Annotated in this window: 25 protein-coding genes and 1 other annotated feature (1 of these 26 only partly in view); of the genes, 8 read left to right on the top strand and 17 right to left on the bottom strand. The window is 44.5% G+C overall.

The features are described from left to right. The first annotated feature begins 47 nt into the window (after positions 1–47). Genes CXM95_RS00240 through CXM95_RS18780 form a run of 3 tightly spaced genes read left to right on the top strand, consistent with a single transcriptional unit; the run spans position 48 to position 1112 of the window. Positions 48–374 carry a PadR family transcriptional regulator gene (locus CXM95_RS00240; RefSeq protein WP_005232883.1) on the top strand — a complete coding sequence of 109 codons (327 nt, stop codon included), beginning with the start codon at positions 48–50 and terminating at the stop codon, positions 372–374. After that, positions 361–951: a DUF1700 domain-containing protein gene (locus CXM95_RS00235; protein WP_005232884.1), complete on the top strand. Its 591-nt coding sequence runs from the start codon at positions 361–363 to the stop codon at positions 949–951. The genes CXM95_RS00240 and CXM95_RS00235 overlap by 14 nt, the downstream gene beginning before the upstream one ends. After that, positions 948–1112: a hypothetical protein gene (locus CXM95_RS18780; RefSeq protein WP_005232885.1), complete on the top strand. Its 165-nt coding sequence runs from the start codon at positions 948–950 to the stop codon at positions 1110–1112. Before CXM95_RS00235 ends, CXM95_RS18780 begins: the two co-directional genes overlap by 4 nt. A gap of 292 nt (positions 1113–1404) precedes the next feature. On the opposite strand, the gene CXM95_RS00230 is transcribed toward CXM95_RS18780, so the two are convergent. Beyond that, positions 1405–1890, bottom strand: coding sequence for a hypothetical protein (locus CXM95_RS00230; protein ID WP_005226468.1), 486 nt, complete (start codon positions 1888–1890; stop codon positions 1405–1407). Positions 1891–2148: 258 nt separating this feature from the next. On the opposite strand from CXM95_RS00230, the gene CXM95_RS00225 reads away from it, so the two are divergent. After that, complete coding sequence (locus tag CXM95_RS00225) at positions 2149–3522, top strand: MFS transporter (RefSeq protein WP_010748497.1); 1374 nt, start codon at positions 2149–2151, stop codon at positions 3520–3522. Between the two features lie 121 nt (positions 3523–3643). Here CXM95_RS00225 and treP read toward each other — a convergent pair whose 3' ends face one another. Next, on the bottom strand, positions 3644–5644 hold the full coding sequence (treP, locus tag CXM95_RS00220; protein WP_101698726.1) for a PTS system trehalose-specific EIIBC component: 2001 nt from the start codon (positions 5642–5644) through the stop codon (positions 3644–3646). Positions 5645–5980: 336 nt separating this feature from the next. Here treP and CXM95_RS00215 point away from each other — a divergent pair, with 336 nt between their 5' ends. From CXM95_RS00215 to treR, 3 genes are read left to right on the top strand one after another with little or no spacing between them, the layout of a single operon-like run. After that, the gene (locus CXM95_RS00215) at positions 5981–8608 is read left to right on the top strand and encodes a glycoside hydrolase family 65 protein (protein ID WP_101698725.1); all 2628 of its coding nucleotides are present in this window, start codon (positions 5981–5983) and stop codon (positions 8606–8608) included. A gap of 14 nt (positions 8609–8622) precedes the next feature. Continuing rightward, positions 8623–9273 carry a beta-phosphoglucomutase gene (gene pgmB / locus CXM95_RS00210; RefSeq protein WP_005232889.1) on the top strand — a complete coding sequence of 217 codons (651 nt, stop codon included), beginning with the start codon at positions 8623–8625 and terminating at the stop codon, positions 9271–9273. Positions 9274–9327: 54 nt separating this feature from the next. Continuing rightward, a complete protein-coding gene (gene treR / locus CXM95_RS00205) occupies positions 9328–10044 on the top strand; it encodes a trehalose operon repressor (RefSeq protein WP_005226457.1) in 717 nt (238 codons plus the stop codon). Positions 10045–10346: 302 nt separating this feature from the next. On the opposite strand, the gene rny is transcribed toward treR, so the two are convergent. From rny to yfmF, 7 genes are all read right to left on the bottom strand, one after another. Then, positions 10347–11921 (bottom strand): ribonuclease Y, encoded by a 1575-nt coding sequence (rny, locus tag CXM95_RS00200; RefSeq protein WP_005232891.1) that lies wholly within the window; start codon positions 11919–11921, stop codon positions 10347–10349. A 243-nt stretch (positions 11922–12164) separates the two neighbouring features. Continuing rightward, a complete protein-coding gene (gene recA / locus CXM95_RS00195; protein ID WP_008376737.1) occupies positions 12165–13208 on the bottom strand; it encodes a recombinase RecA in 1044 nt (347 codons plus the stop codon). A 102-nt stretch (positions 13209–13310) separates the two neighbouring features. Next, positions 13311–14549, bottom strand: a complete 1239-nt coding sequence (locus CXM95_RS00190; RefSeq protein ID WP_005232893.1) for a competence/damage-inducible protein A — start codon at positions 14547–14549, stop codon at positions 13311–13313. A 127-nt stretch (positions 14550–14676) separates the two neighbouring features. Beyond that, positions 14677–15258 carry a CDP-diacylglycerol--glycerol-3-phosphate 3-phosphatidyltransferase gene (gene pgsA / locus CXM95_RS00185; protein WP_042890631.1) on the bottom strand — a complete coding sequence of 194 codons (582 nt, stop codon included), beginning with the start codon at positions 15256–15258 and terminating at the stop codon, positions 14677–14679. Positions 15259–15390: 132 nt separating this feature from the next. After that, positions 15391–16293 carry a helix-turn-helix domain-containing protein gene (locus CXM95_RS00180; protein WP_101698724.1) on the bottom strand — a complete coding sequence of 301 codons (903 nt, stop codon included), beginning with the start codon at positions 16291–16293 and terminating at the stop codon, positions 15391–15393. 464 nt (positions 16294–16757) lie between these two features. Next, entirely contained in the window at positions 16758–18056 is a 1299-nt protein-coding gene (gene yfmH, locus CXM95_RS00175) for an EF-P 5-aminopentanol modification-associated protein YfmH (protein ID WP_005232896.1), read from the bottom strand. Then, on the bottom strand, positions 18049–19317 hold the full coding sequence (gene yfmF / locus CXM95_RS00170; RefSeq protein ID WP_005232897.1) for an EF-P 5-aminopentanol modification-associated protein YfmF: 1269 nt from the start codon (positions 19315–19317) through the stop codon (positions 18049–18051). Before yfmF ends, yfmH begins: the two co-directional genes overlap by 8 nt. Before the next feature lie 161 nt (positions 19318–19478). On the opposite strand from yfmF, the gene mscL reads away from it, so the two are divergent. Next, positions 19479–19925, top strand: a complete 447-nt coding sequence (gene mscL, locus CXM95_RS00165; protein WP_005232898.1) for a large conductance mechanosensitive channel protein MscL — start codon at positions 19479–19481, stop codon at positions 19923–19925. 96 nt (positions 19926–20021) lie between these two features. Here the strand turns inward: mscL and CXM95_RS00160 are convergent, their stop codons facing one another. The 8 genes from CXM95_RS00160 to epsC form a co-directional block, all read right to left on the bottom strand. Next, positions 20022–20474, bottom strand: coding sequence for a GNAT family N-acetyltransferase (locus CXM95_RS00160; protein WP_086298923.1), 453 nt, complete (start codon positions 20472–20474; stop codon positions 20022–20024). 61 nt (positions 20475–20535) lie between these two features. Further along, positions 20536–20781, bottom strand: a complete 246-nt coding sequence (locus CXM95_RS00155) for a Veg family protein (protein ID WP_005226417.1) — start codon at positions 20779–20781, stop codon at positions 20536–20538. Positions 20782–20868: 87 nt separating this feature from the next. Next, the gene (locus CXM95_RS00150) at positions 20869–21432 is read right to left on the bottom strand and encodes a sigma-70 family RNA polymerase sigma factor (protein ID WP_005232901.1); all 564 of its coding nucleotides are present in this window, start codon (positions 21430–21432) and stop codon (positions 20869–20871) included. 95 nt (positions 21433–21527) lie between these two features. Then, positions 21528–22046: an NYN domain-containing protein gene (locus tag CXM95_RS00145; protein WP_005232902.1), complete on the bottom strand. Its 519-nt coding sequence runs from the start codon at positions 22044–22046 to the stop codon at positions 21528–21530. Next, entirely contained in the window at positions 22043–22882 is an 840-nt protein-coding gene (gene rlmB / locus CXM95_RS00140) for a 23S rRNA (guanosine(2251)-2'-O)-methyltransferase RlmB (RefSeq protein WP_005232903.1), read from the bottom strand. Before rlmB ends, CXM95_RS00145 begins: the two co-directional genes overlap by 4 nt. Further along, positions 22848–23270, bottom strand: coding sequence for a Mini-ribonuclease 3 (locus CXM95_RS00135; protein ID WP_005232904.1), 423 nt, complete (start codon positions 23268–23270; stop codon positions 22848–22850). The genes rlmB and CXM95_RS00135 overlap by 35 nt, the downstream gene beginning before the upstream one ends. After that, positions 23267–24679, bottom strand: coding sequence for a cysteine--tRNA ligase (gene cysS / locus CXM95_RS00130; protein WP_016619443.1), 1413 nt, complete (start codon positions 24677–24679; stop codon positions 23267–23269). The genes CXM95_RS00135 and cysS overlap by 4 nt, the downstream gene beginning before the upstream one ends. Then, positions 24672–25208, bottom strand: a complete 537-nt coding sequence (gene epsC, locus CXM95_RS00125) for a serine O-acetyltransferase EpsC (RefSeq protein ID WP_061054472.1) — start codon at positions 25206–25208, stop codon at positions 24672–24674. Before epsC ends, cysS begins: the two co-directional genes overlap by 8 nt. A 65-nt stretch (positions 25209–25273) precedes the next feature. Continuing rightward, positions 25274–25347 (bottom strand) — a binding site (T-box leader); it runs 125 nt beyond the window's last position.

Below are 25347 nucleotides of genomic sequence, written 5' to 3'. Positions count from 1 at the left end.
ATGATACTATGTAATGTATAGTATGGATATGAACAGGAGGAGAGCCTTTGGATGCCCAATTAAAAAAAGGATTATTGGAAATTTGTGTTTTAGCCTATTTGCAGCACGGGGACTCTTATGGCTATGAATTAGTCAAAAATATTTCTCCTTTACTACCAATCTCAGAATCCACCCTCTACCCTATCTTGAAGCGCTTAGAAGCCAGCCGAGCGGTTGAGACTTACAACAAGAGTCATCAAGGACGGACCCGAAAATATTACCGCTTGACCAAACTTGGCAAACAGCGGATCGACGATTTTTTAACCAACGACTGGCCCCAATTGACATTGATCCAGCGATTTATTAAAGGAGGAACACTAGATGAACAGAGTTGATTTTATCAAGGCATTGGCTGCAGAATTATCTGAAAAAGTCAGACCTAGCGAGATTCATCAGCTGATCAACTATTATGACGAGATGATCGAAGATTTGATGGAAGAAGGATACACTGAAGAAGAAGCCGTGGCACGCCTTGGCTCCCCAAAAGAACTGATCCAAACAGTCACAGAAACAGAAGAGGTCGTGGTAGAGATTCCCCGCCGCTTTCATCCCTTTTTGCTCTTAATCTTAGTGCTAGGCTTTCCATTGTGGGGCAGCTTATTGTTAAGTGCCGCTTTGCTGATCCTAAGCTTTTTAATAATCATCTGGTGTGTGCCTTTCACCACTGGCATGATTGGTGTCACTACGTTTATCGGTGGGATTGCTAGCGTTGTCTTAAGTCCCATGCTGATGGCGGATGGTTTCTATCTCTTTTTAAGTCAGTTAGGCGTGGGAATTTTCTTATTTGGTTTAGGGCTTCTTTGTCTGATCGCCACTTATAGTATGAGCCGACCTTTTTCACGTCTTACCCACTCCCTTGTCGTTTGGCCAAAATCATTTGTTCAAAACTATCGAAAGAAGGCAGTCCTATGATCAAAATCAATAAGCGCTTTTTCGTTTTTCTCAGTCTGTTGTTTATTATTCTCGGACTGGTCATCACCTTTATCGGTTTTTCAATGTCAGGGTACTCACCTGATGCCTACCATATTGAGCATCGTCGTTGGTATCAACTGATTGGTTTCTACACAGACTAATCGGCAAAAACAATTATAAGTTGCTTTTTTCGTCATAAAAACAAGTGATTTTCATCAATTTCATGTATTGATGAAAAAATTGAACTTTCCTTTTTGACCTCACCATATTACTATATAGGTACATCCTGTATCCTATTTCATAGGGTAACCAGAAAAACCCATACCATCCTATGGGTTTTTTTGTTGTTTATAAAAGCAAAAAAGCGTGCCGCAAGTCCAGTTATCGCCAAGCCAGCTATTTTTAGCTAACCTTGGTAGAGCCTGTCTGCAGTACGTTTTTTCTACTGATCGATTATTCCCCTAGTACTGGCTGTTCTTGCACAGTGCCAATAGGAAACAAGGCGCGAAACACCCGGCGAACGATTGGGCCTGCAATGAACAATTGCAATGGCAATGCGACAATCACATTTTTCCCAATGTTGCTTAGCCAATTGACGAACACCGAGTGATCAGGGTTTGGATGCATCAACGCACCAAAGAGTGACATACAGATCACCATGCCGGCGATCATCAATGAAGAAATCAAACCGATTTTTTTCCAAGTAGCTGATTGATGGTCCAAAAATCGAAATGCCAAACCTTTTGCTGGACCCGAAACAATGAACCAATCCAAAATAAAGGCGACACAAAGAGCTAATGGCAATTCATTCCACGCCAATTGGAATGCCAATGCAGAAACACCGACTTGGAACATGAGGTTGTAAACACTCATAAAATACACCATGAAAATACACATAAGTGTCGTATAGATCAAACTTTCTTTTTTGTTGATGGGCATGTAACAACTTCCTTTCTCTTTTTCGTACTCGACTATTCTAGCAGAAGAAAATTTTTCGTGTAAGTAAAAGTTTGAAAACTTTCAAAAAAGTTTTTTGCTATTTTTTTAACCACTTCTCTTGACACTTTCTTATGAAGTCAGTAGAATAGCGATAGATTAAATCGTACAGATAACAAGCGGGTTCGCTTGTCGAGAGAGAGGCGGTTTCTATGAGAATAGAAACGGTCTCTTTTTTTGCGAATTTTTAGAGGTGAGAATATGGAAAACAACAAAAAACTCGTGGGGGCGATCCTCGCAACCGGATTGATGTCATTTGCAGGCGTGCTGATTGAAACAGCCATGAATGTAACGTTTCCGACATTGATCGATCAATTTACGCTTTCAACATCCGATGTTCAATGGGTGACGACCATTTACTTACTGGTCATCTCCATCATTGTCCCAATATCGACCTACCTTTTGAAACGCTTCTCATTGAGAACCTTGTTTCTAGCTGCCAACGCCTTTTTCCTTGTTGGCTTGGTGATCGACTTTTTATCGCCGACGTTTGCCATTTTGCTGATTGGCCGCTTTTTCCAAGGTGCCAGCACAGGGATCGCACTGCCTTTGATGTTCCACATCATTTTGACTTACTCCCCCTTTGAAAAACGGGGAGCGGCAATCGGCTTAGGGAATTTGACCACTTCCATCGCTCCAGCGATCGGACCGACATATGGGGGCTTATTGACCGCCCATTGGTCTTGGAATGCAATCTTTCTTTTCTTGATCCCAGTCTTGCTGATCTCCCTAGTACTCGGCCTTTACTCGATCCCTAAAACGGCTGGGGCAAAAGACACTTCCCTGGATTTACTGAGTGTATTAGGAATCGTCTTGATGTTCAGCGGCTTCTTATTGTTCTTGAATCAAGTAGGCACCTTAGCGAGTCTACTGCCGCTGCTTTTCGGTTTCATTGGTGCTGGCTTGTTTTATCAACGCTCAAAAGGCCCGAACCCTTTGATTCGTTTGGCTGTTTTGAAAAACCGCAGCTTCAGTTTGTTTCTGTTTGGCTTTCTTGTTTGTCAGTTCCTTTTACTGGGCATTTCCTTTGTCTTGCCGAACTTTGTCCAACTCGTCTTGGGAAAAGATGCCTTTACTGCAGGATTAGTTATGCTTCCTGGGGCGGCCATCGGGGCGATCCTTGCGCCGATCTCTGGTCGGTTGCTGGATAAAGTTGGACCGAAAAAACCGATCCTGTCTGGTTTGACGTTGATTGCCATCGGTTGGCTTGCCTTAGCCCTCGTTTTGCGTTCGCCTTTCATTTGGAGCCTAGTTGCTGGACATGTCTTTTACATGATCGGGATCGGCTTAGCCTACAGCAATATGATGACCACCGGCTTAAACAAGCTGACTCCTGCGTTGTACGCGGACGGTAATGCGATCTTTAATACGCTGCAGCAATTTTCTGGTGCAGTGGCGACGGCTGTGGTGGCGACCATTATCAATTTGGCTCAAAATGCGGCGACCGATTACACCCAAGGGACGGTCATCGGCTCTCAAATCGCCTTATTCTTTTTGTGGGCCTTAGTCTTACTGACTTTCCTATTAACGATCAACTACTTTCGCAAAAGCACCGACAAAAAAGCCGTCAGCTAACTGCGGCTTTACCCATTGAAAACCAAGAAAAAAGCCGCTCTCCCTTGAGGGCAGCCATAAAAAAATCCGCTTCCGATCCCTTTTCTTAGTCAAAGGGCGCTCTCGGAAACGGATTATTTTTTTAGTTTAATTCAGCTGAACCAACCGCTGTTTTGGCTGTCACTGTGCCTGTGGTCGTCAATGAAAGCTGACGCACTTTTTCGGCATTCGTGATGACTGTTAAAACATCTGTCTGTTTGCCAGCTGCGGTCACTGCGTCTAGATCCATCACTGCAATCTTCGTTTCTGGTGTGACCGTGTCACCTTCAGAAACAAGGACCTCAAATGGCGCACCTTTTAATTCCACAGTATCTAAGCCCATGTGGACGAGAACTTCCGCGCCACCAGGCGTTAAAATCCCGATTGCATGTTTCGTTTCAAAAATGCTAGAGATCGTACCTGCAACAGGAGCATAAATCGTTCCGTTCGTTGGCTGAACAGCAAAGCCGTCACCCATCATTTTTTGAGAAAAGACAGGATCAGAAACTTCAGTGATGGCAACTACTTTCCCATCAGCTGGGGCATAAAGGGTTTCTTCTGTCGCTGTTGCAGTAGTTCCAGTGGAAGTCATTGGTTCAACCGATGCAGCAGTTCCGTTAGCTCCAGCACCAGCTGTTGCTAACCCAGTGGCATACCCAGCGTCCGTTGCTGGTGTTGCTGGATCGATCTTATTAAAGATCCCTTGACGGCGGAATACGATCGTCAAGATGAAAGGAACCACGATCGCAATCAGCATCGCGATACCAAAGGCTAACCAACCGCCACCTTCTGTTCCGTTGATCGCTAAAATCCCTGGCAGACCACCCACACCAATGGCATTGGCACGTACGCCCATCAAATTATTGAACATGCCTGCAAGACCTGAACCCACCATTGCCGCTACAAATGGATAGACATATTTCAAGTTGATCCCGAACATAGCAGGTTCTGTAACCCCTAAGTAACAAGAGATCGTTGCTGGGATAGAAACTTGCTCTTCTTTTTCGTTCCCACGGTGCAAGAAGATCACAGCTAAAACAGCTGAACCTTGCGCGATGTTTGATAGAGCGATCATCGGCCATAGATTGGTCGTACCGAAAGAAGAAATCAACTGCATATCGATCGCATTGGTCATATGATGCAAGCCGGTGATTACTAATGGTGCATAAAAGGCCCCGAAGAGGAGACTGAATAACCAGCTAACAGAAGAGGTCAATCCTGTATTTACAAAGTTTGAAATAATATCCCCTAACCACCAACCGATCGGCCCTAAAATCACGTGGGCTGCAAAAATCGTTGGCAACAGTGAGAATAGCGGCACAAAAATCATTGACACAGCTTCTGGAATATATTTTCTAAAGAAGATCTCCAGATACGCCAACATAAATCCGGCTAACATGGCAGGAATGACTTGCGCTTGGTAACCGATCTTATCGATTTGGGCAAACCCGAAATCCCAGAATGGAATATCGCCAGGTGCCGTCGTTGCAACCGCATAGGCATTCAGCAGCTGAGGAGAAACCAATGTGATCCCTAAAATGATCCCTAAGATTTGCGTCGTTCCCATCTTACGCGTGATACTCCAGGTGATTCCCACTGGTAGGAAGTGGAAAATCGCTTCTCCCGGCAACCATAAGAAATCGTTGACGCCATTCCAAAAAACAGAATTTGAAACGATCGTCCCATTACCAAAATCAATTTCACCTAATACATTTCGGAACCCTAAAATAAGTCCCCCTACAATAATTGCTGGAATAATCGGTGTGAAGATCTCGGCCAAAACAGCGATCGCCCGTTGGAGCGGATTCTGGTTTTTCTTCGCTATCGCTTTTCCTTCATCCTTCGAAACGCCTTCAATTCCTGAGACTGCGCTGAAGTCATTGTAAAACGTTGAGACATCATTGCCAATAATGACTTGGAATTGTCCCGCATTCGTAAACATCCCTTTGACACTTGGAATCTCTTCGATTGCCTTCTCATCTGCCCTTGACTGATCGTTCAAAACAAAACGCATCCGTGTCGCACAATGTGTTACTGCAGCGATATTTTCTTTGCCGCCGACGTACTCCAGCAGCTTCTCAGCATCATCACGATACTTCCCCATAATTGATAAACCCCTTTCATATACACTTGTATATATATGTTTTAATTACGCACTAATCATAACTGGATACATTTAAGAATGCAAGCGTTTCAAACCAACTTTTTCAACTTTTTCCATAAACAATACAAGTGAATAAAAAAGGTACCGTATTAAAACCTTGATAAATAAACGATTTTTAAAATTACTCATTGCTATAAAATAATATCGGCAACAACTTTATTTACTGTCCCCTCGACAAAAAAGAATAAAAAAACAGGTGAGATAAATTGAAATAGCTTACAACTTACGTTATAATCATTTTGCATGTATAGACAAGTTTAAAGGAGGACAACTATTGTGAATACGATTATATTGTCTAAGGAAGAATGGCTGTTAACGGATCAAACCGGTACGACCTATCCGTTTTCTGGGACAGACAGTGAACGAGTTGCTGCACTGACCGCGCAGCTGCAGAAAATGGAAGGTGGCGGGATCGTCTCTGAATCGCTGGTGTTTACGAATGAAGAAGGGACTTTTTCACTGGACCAATGGTTGACAGAAAAATTGAATCGTCCCTTTATTTGCACTACGAAAGAACAGTATGAAGAAAAAAGTGCTGAAATTCCTTGGAACCTCGAATACTATGGCTACACCCCTGGTAAAGATGAATACTCGGTGGAGTCACTTTTAACCGTCGGCAACGGCTATCTAGGGCTGCGAGGCACGACGCCTGAGATGACCATTTGTGAAGCGAACTATCCAGGGCTGTATTTAGCAAGTCTTTACAATACGGTGGAATCTGATGTTTCTGGTCATACCATCAGCAATGAAGACTTCGTCAATGCACCGAATCTGCAAAAAATGTACGTGAAGATCGATGATGAAGTGATCGACATCGCCAACAATCAGCTTCTTTCCTTTAAACGGACATTAGATCTGAAGACCGGCTTGTTCCAATCAGTGGCAGAAATTGAAACAAAAAAACAAAAGCGTCTGCGAATCGAAACGAAGAAAATCGCCAATATGCAAGACGTTCACCAATACAGCTTGGTCTATCAGTTTACCCCGCTGAACTTTTCCGGCACCGTTACTTTCGTCAGTGAAGCCGACGGATCGGTCTATAACTATAACGTCGCTCGTTACCGTAGCTTAACCAACCAGCATTTGACCGTGAAAGAGACAGCAGCTGAACAAAACAAAGCGCATTTAGTGGTCACCACTAACCAATCACAGATTACCGTTGTCCAATCCTCTGAACTGTTTTCACAGGACCTGCCATTGGCTGAGCTACAAGCTGAAACAAACGACCAGCTCGTCCGTCAGCAAGTAGCCCTTGAGGTGACGGAGGGACAAACTTATCGGGTCGAAAAATCAGTCACTGCTGCCGCTTATCGGCAAGAGGATCCGCAACCGGCATTTACGTTTTCTTCCTTAGCATTACCTGATTTTGCGACGATGTATACCGCCTCAAAACAAGCATGGGCTGAATTATGGGCGAAAGCGGCCATCGAAGTCACTGGTGACTTGATGTCACAAAAAATGCTGAATCTGCATACGTATCATCTGCTGGTCTCCGCAGCACCGAATGCTTATCAGGATTCCTTAGATGCCAGTATCACTGCCCGTGGCCTACATGGTGAAGCCTATCGCGGTCATATTTTCTGGGATGAACTGTTTATCTTACCCTTTTACATTCTACATTTTCCTGACACCGCCAAAGAAATTTTGCTGTATCGCTACCGCCGCTTAGCTGCTGCCAAAAAAGACGCCCAAAAAGCCGGTTACCAAGGCGCCATGTTCCCATGGCAATCAGGATTGGATGGCAGTGAGCAATCCCAAGAACTGCATTTGAACCCTATCAGCGGCGAATGGAAAGAAGACCACAGTCGCTTGCAGCGCCACGTCTCCTTAGCGATCGCTTATAACATTTGGCAATATTGGCACAACACACAAGACCGTCCCTTTATGGAACAATATGGATTAGAATTGATGTTAGAAGTCGCCCATTTCTGGCAAAGTGCTGCCACCTGGGATGATACTGCTCAACGTTACTTTATCGATAAAGTCATGGGACCAGATGAATTTCATGAAAGCTACCCAAATAGTGAACAAGGCGGCTTGAAAAACAACGCCTATACCAATATGATGGTAGTATGGTTGTTTGAAGAGATCGAGAACCTCCAACAACAACTATCAGCAGAGAGCTTCCAAGCAGTATTGGAGAAAACGGCTTTAACCCCCGCGGATATTGCTGCTATGGCAGATATTCGTACCAAAATAGGCTTAGAGATCGATCACGAAGGCATCATCGCACAGTTTGAAGGGTACTTCCAGTTGGAAGATCTGGATTGGGCCCATTATAAAGAGAAATATGGCAACATTTATCGGATGGATCGCATCCTAAACGCTGAAGGCAAGAGTGCTGACAGCTACAAAGTCGCGAAACAAGCCGATAGTTTGATGATTTTCTATAATTTCTCAAAAGAGCAAGTCAATCAAATTTTGGCGGATCTTTCTTACCAACTGCCAACAGACTATATTGAAAAAAATCTCCATTATTATTTGGCTCGCACCTCCCACGGCTCGACTTTGTCGCGGATCGTTCACGCTCAGTTAGCGGCAATGGTGGATGATCAGGAATTGGCTTGGTCGTTATACCAAGAAGCCCTCTCTTCTGATTATCGTGATATCCAAGGCGGTACTACAGCAGAAGGCATTCACGCCGGTGTCATGGCCGCTACGTTGTTTATTCCGTTAACCACTTTTGCTGGGATTGATATTCGAGAAGAGCAACTGCAGATCACACCAAACTTACCAAAAGCTTGGGACAGCTTAGCCTTTCAGCTAGAAGTTCGCGGCACCCGCTTTGCATTGAATGTTACACATGAAACATTGACGATCACCGCTGATCAGCCAGTCACGATCTTAGTGAATGGGCACCAAGTTTCTCTAGAAGCAAAGAAAGAAGCAACGATTACTTACTAAAAGGAGTGTTACACATGAAAAAAGGATTTGTTTTTGATTTAGACGGCGTTATCACGGATACAGCTAAATACCACTACATCGCATGGAAAGAATTAGCTGCGGAGATTGGGATCGAGATCGATTTGAAATTCAATGAGCAGTTAAAAGGCATTAGCCGCATGGATTCTTTAGAGCGAATCTTAACACTAGGCAACAAAAATGATGCCTACACAGAAGTCGAAAAAGAAGCCTTAGCGACGAAGAAAAATACCCACTATGTACAATTATTACAAAGCTTGACTCCTGATGATCTATTGCCGGGGGTAAAGACGTTCCTTGATGAAGCCAAAGCAAAAAATATTCCTTGTGCCATCGCTTCGGCATCCAAGAATGCGCCGTTTATTTTGGACAAACTAGGTGTCATGCAAGACTTTGATACGATCGTTGACCCAGCAACCTTGAAAAAAGGCAAACCAGATCCAGAAATCTTTATCCAAGCAGCGCTAGCACTAGGCATTGAACCGGCAGAAGCAGTTGGGTTTGAAGATGCTCAAGCAGGGATCGACGGCATCAAAGCTGCTGGTATGTACGCGGTAGGCGTTTATTCAGGAGAAGAACTACACGGTGCAGATGTGATCGTTGAAAAATTGACGGATCTAAACATTGACGAACTTTTGGCGAAATAGTCGATTGCATTTCCAAATTGGCCTCGCTATAATAGCCAAAGAGGGGGCAATCCGATGAACAAGTTCAAAGAGATATTTTTAGATTTAGAACAAAAAATTCTAGCAAACGAATACCCTCCGCATTCTTTGCTGCCTAGCGAAAACCAATTGATCAAAACTTATGGTGTCTCCCGCGAGACTGTCCGTAAGGCATTGAATTTATTGCGGGATGCTGGTTATATCCAAAAGAAACAAGGGAAAGGTTCGATCGTTTTAGACTTGAATCGCTTTGATTTCCCGATTTCCGGCTTGACGAGTTTTCGTGAGCTGCAAGATACCCAACGCATTCCTAGTGAAACAAAGGTTGTCGAGATCCGTAAGATCGCCGTTTCGCCAAAGCTGCACGAGACCACTGGTTGGCCTGTCGCTTCTGAGGCATGGAAACTGATCCGTCAGCGGAGAATCGATGGAGAAGTGGTGATTTTGGATAAAGATTACCTTGATGCTTCTATCATCGAAGAGTTGCCAGAAAACCGAGCGAAAGTATCGATTTTTGATTACTTTGAAAATGATCTTGGCCTTGAGATCGCTTATGCACAAAAAGAAATCACTGTTGACCCCGTCAACAAAGAATTGCGGGATCTAATGGATCTGCGTCCTGAAGATCAGCATGTCGTTACGGTTCGCAGCCTCGTGTATCTAGAAGACACGCGCTGTTTTGAATACACCGAATCGATCCACCGACTGGATAAATTCCGCTTTGTGGACTTTGCCCGTCGACGCAAGATTTGATGGACGTATAGACGTGAAAAAGACAAAACAGACCCAGACTTCACCGAGAAGTCTGGGTCTGTTTTATCTTTCAATCCCCCCCTCTCGAGATGATGCTGGATCGATCCTTCCTCTTTTCGCCTCTGTCGCTAACGATTCATCCTTTTGCTTTCCCGGCGTTTGGCTGCCGACGAACAAAAAAGGCTCAATCATTTATGGGACTGATGAAAAGCACAGTTGATTTTGAACAACTCAGTCGTCCTTATTAACAGTCAGCCACACAAAAAAAGCAGTACCCTCTGAGAGGATACTGCTTTTGCTTGCTATTTGGCGTAATCCGTTGCGCGGGTCTCGCGAATAACGGTTACTTTGATATGACCTGGGTAATCCAAATCGTCTTCGATCTTCTTGCGGATGTCGCGAACCAATCGTACAGCATCCAAATCAGAAATCTCTTCTGGTTTGACCATTACACGGACTTCACGTCCGGCTTGGACGGCAAAACTGGAATCGACACCTTTGAAGCCGTTGGCAATATTTTCTAGGTTTTGCAAGCGGCGAATATAATTTTCCAATGATTCGCTGCGGGCACCTGGACGGGCTGCTGACAAGGCATCTGCGGCTGCAACTAAAACAGAGATAACCGATGTTGCTTCAACATCTCCATGGTGAGAAGCGATCGCATTGATCACCACACCATTTTCTTTGTATTTGGCAGCTAACTCAGCCCCGATCTCAACGTGAGAGCCTTCGATTTCATGGTCAAGGGCTTTCCCAATATCATGCAAGAGTCCGGCACGTTTGGCTAACTGGATATCTTCACCTAATTCTGCGGCAAGAACACCGGTTAGTTTTGCGACTTCGATCGAGTGGTTCAAGACGTTTTGTCCGTAGCTGGTACGGAAACGCAAACGACCTAAAATCTTGATCAAGTCTGGATGAAGGGTGTGAGCACCGACTTCAAAGGCTGCTTGTTCCCCATATTCACGAATATGCTCATCCATTTCTTTCCGAGATTTTTCGACCATTTCTTCAATTCGAGCTGGATGGATCCGGCCGTCTTGAATCAGTTTTTCAAGGGTCATACGAGCAATTTCACGGCGAATCGGATCAAATCCTGATAAGACGACTGCTTCTGGCGTGTCATCGATGATCAAATCGATCCCTGTCAAGGTTTCAAGGGTCCGAATGTTCCGACCTTCTCTTCCGATGATTCGACCTTTCATCTCATCATTTGGTAATGATACAACCGATACCGTGGTTTCAGACACTTGGTCTGCGGCACAACGTTGGATTGCTAGGGACAAGAGATTTTTTGCTTTTCGATCTGCTTCTTCCTTCGCACGCTGTTCAGATTCTTTGACCATGATCGTTAATTCATGGTTCAATTCCTCTTCCGTTGATTTCATGATCAACTCTTTTGCTTCATCTCTAGACAGCGCGGCGATGCGCTCTAATTCTTTCTGTTGTCCATCGATTAAGTTTTCTACTTCTTTTTCTCGCTCGTCAATTAATTGTTGTTTCTCACTAAGTCTGCCTTCTTTATCTTCAAGTGAGCGTTCTCGTTTTTCCAAAGAATCGTCCTTACGATCAAGTACTTGTTCTCTTTGGAGTAAACGATTTTCTTGTGATTTTAAATCAAGTTTGCTTTCTTTCAACTCACTTTCAATCTCTGACCGATACTTCTGATTTTCTTCCTTAGCTTCTAACAATGCTTCTTTTTTAAGAGTTTCTGCTTCTTTCTTAGCGCTTTCGATAATTCCAGCTGCAGAATTTTGGGCGCCGTTGATTTCTTTCTCATGACGAGATTTCGTCACATAAACTCCTAATCCAAGACCGACAATTAAACCGATGATAGCGAGGAGAATGTAAAGTAGTTCCAATGAATCCACCTCCATACTATCTTTTTAAATATTTTGTAATTTTGATTAACAAAGGATAACAAAATTATCAATTCGCTACTTCTTATGTGGAAATCCACATACGTTTATTCTAATGTTTGAACACAAGAGTGTCAACTTTAAATAATAAAGTAAACTTTCGCAACCCTTCCTTTTTACGGATGTTTTTTCAACAATAGATGAATCTAGCAAAAAGCCACAAAAAAGCCAAACAACGAGGTTGTTTGGCTTTTTCAAGACTTATTCGTCTAATGGTAATTCTTCTTGCGCTTCCTCGAGGGTTACGGTCTCTCCTGTTCCAATCCCGTAAGCATCGCGGACGCGAGCAGAAACTTCTAGCATCATTTCTTGGTGTTCACGCATATAGTTTTTGGCGTTTTCACGACCTTGACCGATACGATCCCCTTTATAGGCATACCACGCACCGCTTTTATCGACGATGTCTTGTTCCACGGCCATATCCAATAATTCACCTTCTTGGGAAATACCTAGACCATACATCATGTCGACTTCCGCTACTTTAAATGGTGGCGCTACTTTGTTTTTGACTACTTTGATCTTCGTGCGGTTCCCGATGATATCTGTACCGGATTTCAATTGCTCAGCACGACGTACTTCCAAACGGATGGTTGAATAGAATTTCAACGCACGTCCACCAGGTGTCGTTTCTGGATTCCCAAACATGATCCCAACTTTTTCGCGAATTTGGTTGATAAAGATCGCGATCGTTTTCGTTTTGTTGATGGAACCAGAAAGTTTCCGTAATGCTTGTGACATCAAACGAGCTTGCAAACCAACGTGGGTATCACCCATTTCACCATCGATCTCCGCCCGTGGGACTAAAGCTGCTACCGAGTCAATAACTACGATATCAACCGCACCACTTGAAACTAAGGCGTCAGCGATCTCTAATCCTTGTTCCCCTGTATCTGGTTGTGATAACAAAAGATCATCGATATTTACACCTAATTTTTGCGCATACTGAGGATCTAACGCATGTTCGGCATCGATAAATGCTGCTGTACCGCCATTTTTTTGGACTTCCGCAATGGCATGTAAAGCAACTGTCGTTTTACCAGAACTTTCTGGGCCGTAAACTTCTACGATCCGTCCTCGTGGGTAACCACCTACACCTAATGCAACATCCAAGGCCAATGAACCACTTGGGATCGTTGAAATTTGTTGATCAACTTTTTCGCCAAGCTTCATGATGGCACCTTTACCATAGTTCTTTTCAATCTTCTTTAGTGCAGCATCTAAGGCTGCTTTACGATCATCTGCCAAACGGATAATCCTCCTTATATTCATCACTTTCGTGTGTCGTTCATAAGATAATAATAGTCCTTCTGAAGGGAAATTGCAAGAAAAAACGAACAAACATTCGCATTAATTTAATAATTCCTTACGTATTTGATTTAAGCCTGCCATGACAGCACTATGCCGAATATAGGCGCGGTCGCGGTTGAAGTGATACAGCTGGCTTGAGACGCCTTTGTCAGAAGCTAAGGCGATCCAAACAGTGCCTTTGGGCTGGCCTTCTAGTTCGTCTGGACCAGCAACACCGGTGAAGGCCACCGCATAATCGGTCTCTGCTTGTTTGCGGGCATAGACGGCCATTGCTTCCGCACACTCCTGACTAACAGTCCCATAGCTTTCTAAAAGCGCTGAATCGATGCCTAAGAGCTTGCTTTTTGTTCCAGCAGAATATGTCACGAACCCACCGGGAAACACCTCAGAGACGCCAGGAATCCCTCCTAAGGTCGCTTGAAACAAACCAGCGGTCAAACTTTCCGCTGCGGTGACGGTTTTCTTTTTCTCGATTAGTAGATCGACGACTGTTTCTGCCAGCGAATTTTGTTCCCCATATCCATAGAAATACGCACCGACCCGTGCTTGGACGGTTTCTTCTAATGCATCCAATTGTTTGATTCCTTGCGCCTCATCTGCGGTTTTGACCGTCAGACGCAATGTGACCTCATTGGGTTTGGCATAAGGGGCGATGGTGGGATTGACTTGGTTCTCGATCAAATCGGCCAATTCTGTGACCAACGCCGATTCCCCGATCCCGTAATAGCGCAAAACGCGAGAAAGCAAGACTTCTTCTTGGGGAAACTGCTCTAACAGAAGTGGTTTTGCGTGGGTAAGAAACATCGCCTGCAGTTCACTTGGCGGTCCTGGCAGCAGCAAATAACTGGTAGCGGCTGTCTGATAAAAAATCCCGATCGCTAGTCCATTGGGATTTGGCAAAGACACACCGTCTTTGAAGACTAAGGTCTGCCGCAAATTGTTTTCCGTCATCCTCCGTTGACTGTTTTCAAAGAAGGCTTTCAATTGGTGATAACCTGGTTCATCTCGCACTAATTCCTGTCCCACATGGCGCGCAGTGACTTGTTTCGTCAAGTCATCGTCGGTGGGCCCTAAGCCGCCGCACAGCACGATCAAGTCGCTGCGTTTGTCGGCGATCGTCAGCAATTCCTCTAAGCGATTGGGGTTGTCCCCGACAACACTATGATAAAAAACATCGATCCCTAGACTTGCCAGTTCTTCTGACAAGAAGGTCGCGTTCGTATTCACCACCTGTCCTAAAAGTAATTCGGTCCCGACTGCAATAATTTCTGCTTTCATTCTTTTACTCCTTCATTTATCAGATACGTAAAAGTCTTTCATATTGACAAAAAAAGTCCAGAAAACTTCTGAACTTTCGTGACTTGTATCCTTGTTTTTATCGCTTCTTTATCTAGATCTAGAAATTTTACATAGAATCTTTAAAAACATTCGTATTTTTTATGAAATAATCGACCCCGGAATAGATCGTGAAGATCAAGCATAGATACAACATGATTTGATCGACAGGTAAACCGATCATTGAAAAGGGAATGTTGTTCAAGAACAAGAAAATGATCGCAACCATTTGTGTCGCGGTTTTGATTTTCCCCGGCCACGCAGCAGCCATGACTTCGCCGCTTTGTTCCACTAACAACAAGCGTAAACCTGTCACTGCCAACTCACGGCAAACGATGATCGAAACTACCCAGCCTGGGGCTTTGTTTAATTCGACCAGCATGATAAAAGCCGTCATGACGAGCATTTTATCTGCTAACGGGTCAGCAAACTTCCCGAAGTTGGTAACAAGGCCTCTGGAACGAGCGATCTTGCCATCTAGCCAGTCCGTAATGCTGGCTGCCGCAAAAAGGATCGCTGCAATAAGGTGCGTGTTTTCTAATTGTGTCGTACCAACGGTCATCGTGCCAAGATCGATCGGCAAAACCAAGACCAAAATAAAGATGGGGATCATAATGATTCGTAATACAGTTAATTGATTGGGTAAATTCACGAAATAGACTCCTCTCTGCCGACTATTGTACGAAATAACGGCAAATCATGCCACTACTTCTGCTTTTCACCAGTCGGGTGCAACAGATAACTTTTTAGCTAATGATACCTCAATAAGGCGCATTTGTCAGATTTATGCCGCATCGTCTTGGTATTCAATCACGAGACGGACCGTCTTTTGTAACAATTCAAATTGCGGATCAGAAAAGTCCACTTCCTGTCCATTGGCCTTGATGGAGATATTTTGGCTTGCTCCCAGGGTCAAAGTCGCATTCGTGGCGCCTTCTGGCAGCGTCATTGATTGCGTTTCCCCTGCTTGTAGAGTGTATTGGTACACATAAGCATTGTCAACTTGTACACCGACCCAACAAGAAGCATCTAGCCCAGTAAATGCCAATTCAATAGGTTTTTCCGCATCTTTCATCGTGATCGTGATCGAGGATTGCGTGGAATCGCTAGCCGTCATCGTCATTTTCGCTTCGCTGGATTCCGTCGTACTTGAGGACTCCGTCGCTTCACTCGAAGTACTGGTTTCTTCCGTACTTGTCGTGGTGGAAGCTGTAGACGCCGAATTTTCTACCACGAGAGAAGAACTCCCTTGGATCATCGGTGTTGTATTACGGTCTTGCCAAGCCATGTAGCCCACGATACTCACGATCGTAATGGCAACCAGGCCTAATAGAATCATCGGCAAATAGCGGACGACAAATGAGCCGCTTTTTTCTTCTACGTGCTGTGCTTTTCGTGAGCCGCTGACGGTTTCAGGCTGCGGTCTTTTTGGTAAGGGGGCGTCTAACGTATCTTTGCCATCAAAAACGGCCACCAATTTGTCGCCGTCTTCTCCAACCGCTGCTGCATATTGGCGAATAAACGCGCGGACATAAAAAGTGCCTGGCAATTGATCAAAACGCTCCGCTTCAATTGCTTCTAAATAGCGTTTTTGGATCTTTGTCATTTGTTGTAATTCAATCAATGAAATGTTCTTATCTAAACGGGCTTGCCGTAATTTTGCTCCAATCGTTGTTTCGTTGGCCACTCGATCATCTACTCCAGTCTTTTATTCATCTTTAAAAAAAGCCCTAAAATCGCTGCGCTGCTTGTCGTAAGGTCAGCAAAGCTGCTCTATCATTTTAAAACAGGGGTTCCCTGTATCAGTCAATAAAAAAAACTCCGTCACGCCGATTTCCATCTGGGCGCGCCGTCTACTAAATATAACATTTTTTCCGTGATTTTTTGCAAAAAAACAAAAAAAGATTTTGCTTCAATAATTAAAGAATACCATAAAAGAAAAAGTCTGAGGATAGCCTAACCACAACTCGCAAACAAATTTTAATACTTTTCGCCAAATTGGCATCAAAATGCAAGAAAAAACCACCCTTTGACGCAAAAAGAAAACACTGAATGATCTAGGAGTTGGGCAGCCCTTGAGCTGTTGGGCCTTCCTCCTTGAATCATTCAGTGTCGCTTAAATGACAGCTGTTTGACAAAACCAGCCTTCGCTTAGGCTTTTTCCGTTGGATACATGTAAAAACGGCTAAACGCTTTAGGATCGATAAAGGAACGAGCCGCTTGCTGAACATCTTCCAAAGTGATCGATTGGATCACCTCCGGTAGATCAAAGAGCGTCGTTTCACCGAATAAGCTTTGGGTAAACTGGTTTGCAATAAACTCCAATGAGTTCAGTGATTGGAAATATTTCCCTAGCATTTTCTTCTTCAATAACGTCAAGTTTTCTTCATTAATCTCTGGGTCGTGCTGGAAATTCATTAAGATCGCTTCGATCTCTGCCAACATTTCTTTTGGCTCTTCAGAATCCCCCGAGAAATCGGCAAAGTAAAAGCCGCGATCCAAGTTCACTTCAAATCCAAACGTGTCATCGATGATGCCTTGATCATACAGACGCAAATAATTGGCGGAAGTATTGCCTAAAACCAATTGGCAGAAAAGGTTCAACGCATTTTTGAAGCGTAAGAGCTCTCTTCCTGATTCCGGCAGTTTGTTCAAGTCCCCTTTGATCCCTAACACGCCTTTAGCACGTGTCACTGGCATGGTAAGGCTTGATTCTGCTTGAATATCGGCAAAGGTTTCTTCAGGAAACTGGCGAATGATCGCTTGCGTTTCTGGAAAGGTCTTGGCCGCTTGATTGGTCCGAATCCACGCCATCGTTTCTTCCGGATCGATGTTGCCTACCACAAAAAGTGTCATGTTGCTTGGGTGATAGAAGGTATTGTAGCAAAGATACAAGTCTTCTGCGGTGATCTGCGCAATGCTTTCCACCGTACCAGCGATATCGATATGCAGGGGGTGCTTCGGATACAAATTTTTGATGATGCCGAAAAACTGCTGCCAGTTCGGATCGTCATCATACATTTGGATTTCTTGGCCAATGATCCCTTTTTCTTTTTCGACGGTTTCTTCTGTGAAATACGGGGCTTGAACGAAATCGATCAACGTTTCAAGGTTCAGCTTGATTTGATCGGTTGCCGAAAAAAGGTAGCTGGTTTTCGTGAAACTGGTAAAGGCATTGGCAGAAGCCCCCTGCTGACCAAAGGTTTGAAAGACATCGCCGTCTTCTTTTTCAAACAGTTTGTGCTCTAGAAAATGGGCAATGCCATCTGGAACTTGATGCAATGCTTCGGGTGAAAACCCGAAATGATTGTCGACAGAGCCATAGTTCGTACTGAAAAGTCCGTAAGTTTTATGGAAATCGGCTTTTGGCAGCAAATAAACTTTCAAGCCGTTTGGCAATACTTCTTCATAAAGGGTCTCATTGATTTGCTGATAGACTTTTTTATTCATGGGTCGTCTCCTTATCCAGGAAGAATACAGCTTGCAAGGACACGTTTTTGGCCAATGCTTGGACATCTGCTACGGTCACTTGAGCCAATTTCTGCATAAATTCATCTTCCGTCATTTTCGTATTCGGTACCCACTGATTCAGATAGGCTGTTTCGATCAGTGCTTGTGGGTTATCCAACGAAAGCAAGTACTGGTTTTTCAACATCGCTTTTGTTTGTGCCAGTTCTTCCGCTGTGACTTCGCCACGCTGCAAGCTTTGCAGCTGTTGTTCGATCAATTTGAAGACCTTGTCGCGGTTTTTGCCGTCGATTCCTGTTTGGACCGACAAGTACCCGCGAAACGTATCGATACTGCTGGAAGCATAATAAGCCAAACTTTCTTTCTCTCGGACATTCATAAACAGTTTTGAATGAGGGAATCCGCCAAACAACCCGTTGAAGACCATAAAGGCGATCCGCTCGGCTTGGTCATAATACACGCCAGTATGATAGCCTAAGTTCAATTTGGCTTGAATGATTGGTTCCCGCAAGATTTTCTCGCGAATGATATTTTCCGCCGCTTGCTGATAAAAGACCGGTATTGCTTGGTCTGGCCGATCGGTAAAGGCCATGTTCTGGAAAATCTCCGCGACTTCTGCTTCAACCACATCGCCGATCACAAAAAGATCGATTTGGTCATTGTCCATCATTGAGCGATAGGTTTGGTAAAGCTCTTTTGCGGTCACAGCTTCTAAGTCTTGGGGACGGCCAAAGCTCGGATACTTCTGATTCTGATCGTTTTCGAAATACAACTCTTGCAGCCCTAAAGAAGCCAATGCTTGCTTATCTTCTGCCACGCTGTTCATATAGGCGATCAAGTTGTGCTTTTCGATGGTAAAGTTCTTTTCCTCAAATTGCTCCTCGTGGGCATTCGGATGGAACAAAACTTCTGCTAAAAAAGCGGCTGCTTGCGGCAAGACTGCTTCATCTGACACATACTTCCCGTTGACAAAGGACATCGCTGCATTGATTTGATGCAGATTGCCCCGTTTGTTGACATTCATTCCAAAGCTGGCACCGTAAAGCTCCGCCAGTTGACTGCTAAATGCGGTCTGCGTCGGATAAGCCAAACTAGTCGTTTCTAATAAACTAGTCAATAAAGTCCGTTTGGCGGTCATTTCGGCCTGCAATGGTGCAGTGAACCGAACGAAAAAACGGATCGTTTTATACTTTTTGGTCGGCAGCACCGTTAACCGAACACCTTTTTTTAATTCAATAGACATGTGACACCCCTTCTAGAAGCAAAATTATCTCTTCAATTATAGCATAGCTGACAAACTTTCTCCTTGGCTCATTGATCAAACCTGCTGCAGCGAGCGTTTTTTTTTATAAATCTTGCATTTTTCGCTATACTGTCAGTAAGATTTAGAAGGGAGGATACAGGATGATTAAAGAATTTAAAGAATTTATTTTACGAGGAAACGTCATTGACTTGGCGATCGGGGTCGTGATCGGGAGTGCCTTCACCGCAATCGTCACTAGTTTAGTTGAAGGATTGCTGACACCATTGGTTTCATGGATCTTATCACTCTTCGGTAACGCCGATGCCTTTTCTGGCTTGGTCTTTGAACCCGCCAAAAATGTAGTCTTTGATTTTGGCCGCGTCATCACTGCCATTATTACGTTCTTGATTACCGCATTTGTCTTGTTCTTGATTGTCAAAGCAGTGAACAAATTACGCAATCTGAAACAACAACCTGAGGAAGACGAAGTACCAGAAATCACTGCAGAGGATTATTTAGAAGAGATTCGTGATCTTTTAAAAGCGCAAACGCCTACTGCCAACACCGTTGATCCACGTCCAACATCATTGGACGATACGATCAGATAAGAAACCGGCTCTTTGTCATTAAGGACAAAAGAAGCAATTCGGATTCATCCGATCCATCAATCATAGCGCTAAAAGAAGCAAGCACGGCGAACCTCTCTAGAGAGTCGCTGTGCTTGCTTCTTTTTTCATCCCGACATGCAGGATCCCGTCTTCATAAAAAGGCGGTGTAATGGTTTTAAAGCCATACTGGCCGTAGAATTTTTCTAAGTGGGCTTGTGCTTCGATCTCAATAGGCAAAGCCGGATAACACTGCTCAATGCGATGCAAAACTTCTTTGATCAGACGATGGCCTTCTTTTTGCCCCCGGTATGCCGGTGCCACAATGACCCGACCAAAATGCACCGTTTGTTCCTGCTGGAAAATACGGGCGTATGAAACGACCTGCCCGTCCTCATCAAGGGCCCATAAATGTTTGGCCTGTGCATCGATCACATCGATCTCCTGATACGCACACGCTTGTTCCACCACAAAAACTGCTGTGCGCAAACGGGCAAGTTGATAAAACTCCACCCCAGTCATTTCCCCTAACTCTTTTAGAAAAAACGCCATCCCATCACTCCTTATCTTGTTGAACCAAAAAAGAGTCAACAAAGTGTCAACTCTTTTTGTTTCAAACAGCTTCCGATAAAAATTCAATCTCAACAGTTCTGGTTAAAATATCTGAATAACTATAAGAAACCCGCTCGAATGAATTCTCGTTTGGATCCAAATCTACAACAAAAACTGAAGGATAAGTTTCTGTCAAAACGCCGCGACGTTCAGTTTGACGCTTACGTCCAGTCTGAGCAACTAGCATAATCTCACTACCGATACGGCCTTCTAAATCTTTCTTGATTGTAGCTAAAGTTGTTGGCATCGCATTCACCTCGAGCATCATTATACCACGAAATGCAGAAAATTTCAAGTTTACCATAAAATAATTCTACTTTCAATAAGATTTTTGTTAAACGTCTTTGATAAGCGCTATCAATTTTGTCCTACCGCGGCTGAAAGCGCTTTTTATTTTTTCGTAAGACAGCTTTTCTTGAGCCGCAATCTGATCAAGTTCTAATCCTTTTAAATAATTCATTATAACCATTCTTTCTAAAGACGATAAACTTTTCGGATACTCTACCAACGATTCATTAACAAACAAATAGGTCTCTGCAGTTTCCGCACAGCGATTATGATCGGTCAAAAACCGATTGCCTTCTTGTGAAAGCTTTTCTTCCAGCGAGCAGGCATCGACTTGGGCTTTGCGTTTTTGGGCATGCTGCGCCCGCAACAAGCTGCAGATACGGTTTTCAAAGGATCGCTTAAACAAGATACCCAGCGTCGTTCCTTTGTCCTGATCGTAAGTCTTTAGACACTTATTAAAAACGATCCGGCCTTCTTGCAGCCAATCATCTAAGTCATAATCCCGCAGATAATATTTTTTATGCAAAATCTCAACGATCGGTCGATATTTTCTGAACAACTCTTCAAATCTATCAGAAGGGTGTGATACTTGTCCTTCTTCCCTGCGCATCGATATCACTCCTTTTGTTTTTGCTTCATTTGCTACAAAAGGAGCGTATCATAAATGGCTGGGACATATTCTAATTTACCAGACCAACTTTGTCCCTAACTAAGGTCGCGCAATTTCTTTTCAAGTTCAGCTAATTGTTCCGGTGACCAAGGGGAATTGCGCCGGAAATTTTCAAACCGCAAATCGGTTTGATGCTCGTGGATGTCTTTTTCCGTTTTTTCCACGCTTTTGTACAATTCCCGTGCCGAAGTTCGTAAGGCACCTTGAGAGAAGATCACCCACTGTTCGGCTAAATCGCTGGTAGCGACGGTGACTTGCGTCAATCGATTGTTTAACTCACCAGCGATTCGTTCAATGTAGCTGTCGGCGGTCTCTCCTTCTTCGGTAAAAATAACTTCCAGCTGATATTTGGTGTAACTTTGTGTCACACCAGGCACCAGTTGGGCATCAAAAACAACGATGATTCTCAAGCCTTCATATTTTGCATAATTCGATAGCCGGTTCAGCAAAGCTTCTCTCGCATCTTCTAAACGGTCCTGATTTTTCAAAAGAACCAGCTCCGGCCAAGCGCCAATCATATTGTAGCCATCCACGATCAGCAAAGGGGTTTTCATTGGGATGCCCCATTTCGGCTAGTAAAGGCCTGATACATCAACAAGCCTGCCGCCACACTGGCGTTCAAGCTCTGCACGTGCCCGGTCATTGGGATCGTCAGCATTTGATCCACTTCTTTTTTCAAACCTTCCCCCATGCCGCGACCTTCGTTACCGATGATCAAACCGACCGCCCCTTGGGCATTCCATGTACGGTAATCACTGCCGCTCATATCAGTACCGAAGATCCAAAAACCAGCTTTTTTCAGCTGCTGGACTGCTTGGGTCAAGTTGGTCACTCGAGCCACAGGGATATGTTCCACTGCGCCGGTCGATGTTTTCACCACGATCGGCGTGATCCCCACCGCACGGTGTTTCGGAATGATGATCCCGTCTACGCCGCTGGCATCAGCGGTTCGCATGATGGAGCCGAAATTATGGGGATCTTCTAGATTATCTAAAATCAGATACAGCGGCTGTTCTTTCGTTTGGGCCAACAATTCATCCAAGGTCAAATACTGGTAAGGGGTGATCGCCAAGATCATGCCTTGATGGACCCCTTGGTCACTCATCGTATCCAGCTTTTGTTTTGGCACCCATTTGACAGGAACTGCCTGTTCCCGTGCCATTTCTTTCAGACGATCGATCTTTTCTCCCCTTGCCTCTTCAGAAAGAAACAGCTTGTTGCCTCGCCCTTCTTTCAAGGCTTCAGCAACCGCATGATAGCCAAAGACAAAATTATCTTCGATGGCTTCTCCCTCGGCTTCTTTGCGGCGATCCGGTCTATTTTCTTTTCTAGCTTCTGATTGGCCAGCTGTTTTTTTATTTGGACGCTTTCTTTGCGGTTTTTCTCGCATCTTCTTCTCCTACTTTCTTTATACACCAGTCTACCAGCTCGTCTAAGCGTTCTTTTTGCTGCGTGAGGTGCAAATACCCGATCAGCGATTCAAAGCCAGTAGCGATGCGATACGTCGTGACATCGGCATTTTTGGCACCCGTATGACTTTTACTATTACGGCCGCGGCGATAAAAATCATGTTCTTCTTCGGTCAAGATCTCTTCATCCAACATCTTTTGGATCAACGCTGCTTGGGCCTTGGCAGATACATAGTGGGTCGCCATATGGTGCAGTTGGTTTGGTCGGGTTTGGCCTTGGGCGACTAAATAATCGCGAATATAGACTTCATAGACCGCATCCCCCACATAGGCCAATGCCAAACCATTCAATTGTTTATAATCTCTCATATTTCTCGTCTCCATCGGGTTCCTTGCGGGGTATCTTCTAAGATGATCCCTTGTTCTTTCAACTCATCACGGATTTGGTCGCTGCGGGCAAAATCTTTGGCTTTGCGGGCGGCGATTCGTTCATTGATCAGCTGTTCGATTTCTTCATCTAGCAATTCTTCTGATACAAAATAAATCCCGAAAATCGTCAGCCATTCGCTGAACTTGGCTAATCCAGCGGTTAATAAAGCCAAGTCTGTTTCTGGGTCTTCGCTAGCTAAGTTCAGCCACTTCGCCAATTCATAGACCACTGTGATCCCATTAGCCGCGTTGAAATCATCGTCCATTTCTTTGATGAAACGTTCTTCAAATTCTTCCAGAACCGGTGCATTGACTTCCTCATCGCTGGCTTGATAGTGACTGCTATTCAAGCGGAATTTGGCATTTTCATAGGTCGTACGCAATTTTTGCAGATTGGTTTGTGCTTCATGCAAGGTAGTCTCGCTGTATTTGATTGGTCGGCGGTACTGAGTCGTTGCCAAAAAGAAACGCAGCACCTGTGGATCAACTTTTTTGACCATCTCATGCACCGTGACGAAGTTGCCCAGCGACTTACTCATTTTTTCTTCGTCTTCACCGATCGTCACATAGCCATTATGCATCCAATAGTTGGCAAAGGTCTTGCCGGTTTTTGCCTCGCTTTGGGCGATCTCATTTTCATGATGAGGGAAGGTCAAGTCTTGTCCGCCTCCATGAATATCGATGGTCTCGCCTAGGTGTTTGGTCGCCATCACCGAGCATTCGATATGCCAGCCGGGACGGCCGGCTCCCCAAGGAGATTCCCAAGCGATCTCATCGCCTTTTGCCGCTTTCCACAAAGCAAAATCCAACGGATCTTCCTTGATTTTTTGTTCTTCACCGGTTCGCTGGCTTGCGCCGACTTCCAGCTCGTCGATGGATTGGTCGCTTAATTGCCCATAGTGAGCAAATTTACGGGTACGGTAATAAACATCGCCATTGACTGGATAGGCATAGCCTTTTTCTACAAGAGCAGCAATAAAGGCAATGATGTCTTCAATATGATCCATCACACGAGGATTCATCGTAGCAGGTTTGACATTCAGCGCTGCAGTATCTTCATTGAAGGCGTTGATAAAACGCTCTGCCACTTCTGGGGCCGTCGTACCTAATTCTTTTGCTGCACGAATGATTTTATCATCGACATCGGTAAAATTCATCAAATAGTCCACTGTATAGCCGCGGTATTCGAAATAACGACGTACGGTATCAAATGAAACAGTACTGCGGCCATTCCCGATATGGATATAGTTATAGACGGTGGGTCCGCAAACATACATTTTTACTTTCTTTTCTTCCAATGGCTGAAACACTTCTTTTTCTCGTGTCAGCGTATTATAGATTTTAATCATCGTGGGTAACCTTCTTTCCTTTGATTCGAACGATCTTTGCCGGGATGCCGACAGCAGTTGCTTCTGCGGGGATATCCTTCAAAACCACTGCATTGGCGCCGATCTTTGCACGCTCACCGATCGTGACAGGACCTAAGATCTGCGCATGGGCTGAGAGAAACGCACCGGTTTTAACCGTGGGATGACGCTTGCCCCGCTCTTTGCCGGTTCCCCCCAGGGTGACTCCGTGAAACAAGACGACATCATCTTCAATGATCGCCGTTTCCCCAATCACGACCCCCATCCCATGATCGATAAAGACCCCTTGACCGATCTGGGCACCAGGATGAATCTCGATCCCGGTCAAGAAACGCCAAAACTGGGCCGTCAGTTTTGCCAAAAAATACCAGCGATGCTGAAACAAAAAGTGCGCCCAACGATGCCAAAATAAGGCATGGAATCCCGGATACGTGATGATGATCTCCAACGTTGATCGCACCGACGGATCGTGTTTTTTTGTTGCCGCAATTGCTTTTTTGAACCAAGTCATCTTCTCACCTGCTTTATCCAAACTTCTTGATACGAAAAAAGCGTCTTTCAAATAAGTTTCCTTATTCAAAAGACGCTTTTTTGCGTGGTCCCACTTTTGTTCGCAGTTCGGCACTGCCTTCAAGCGGGTAACGTCCGCT

This window comes from Enterococcus sp. CR-Ec1, from assembly GCF_002850555.1.
Taxonomy (GTDB): domain Bacteria; phylum Bacillota; class Bacilli; order Lactobacillales; family Enterococcaceae; genus Enterococcus_D; species Enterococcus_D entomosocium.
Note: the sequence above shows the minus strand (reverse complement) of the source record. Positions and strands in the feature narration are given on the sequence as shown.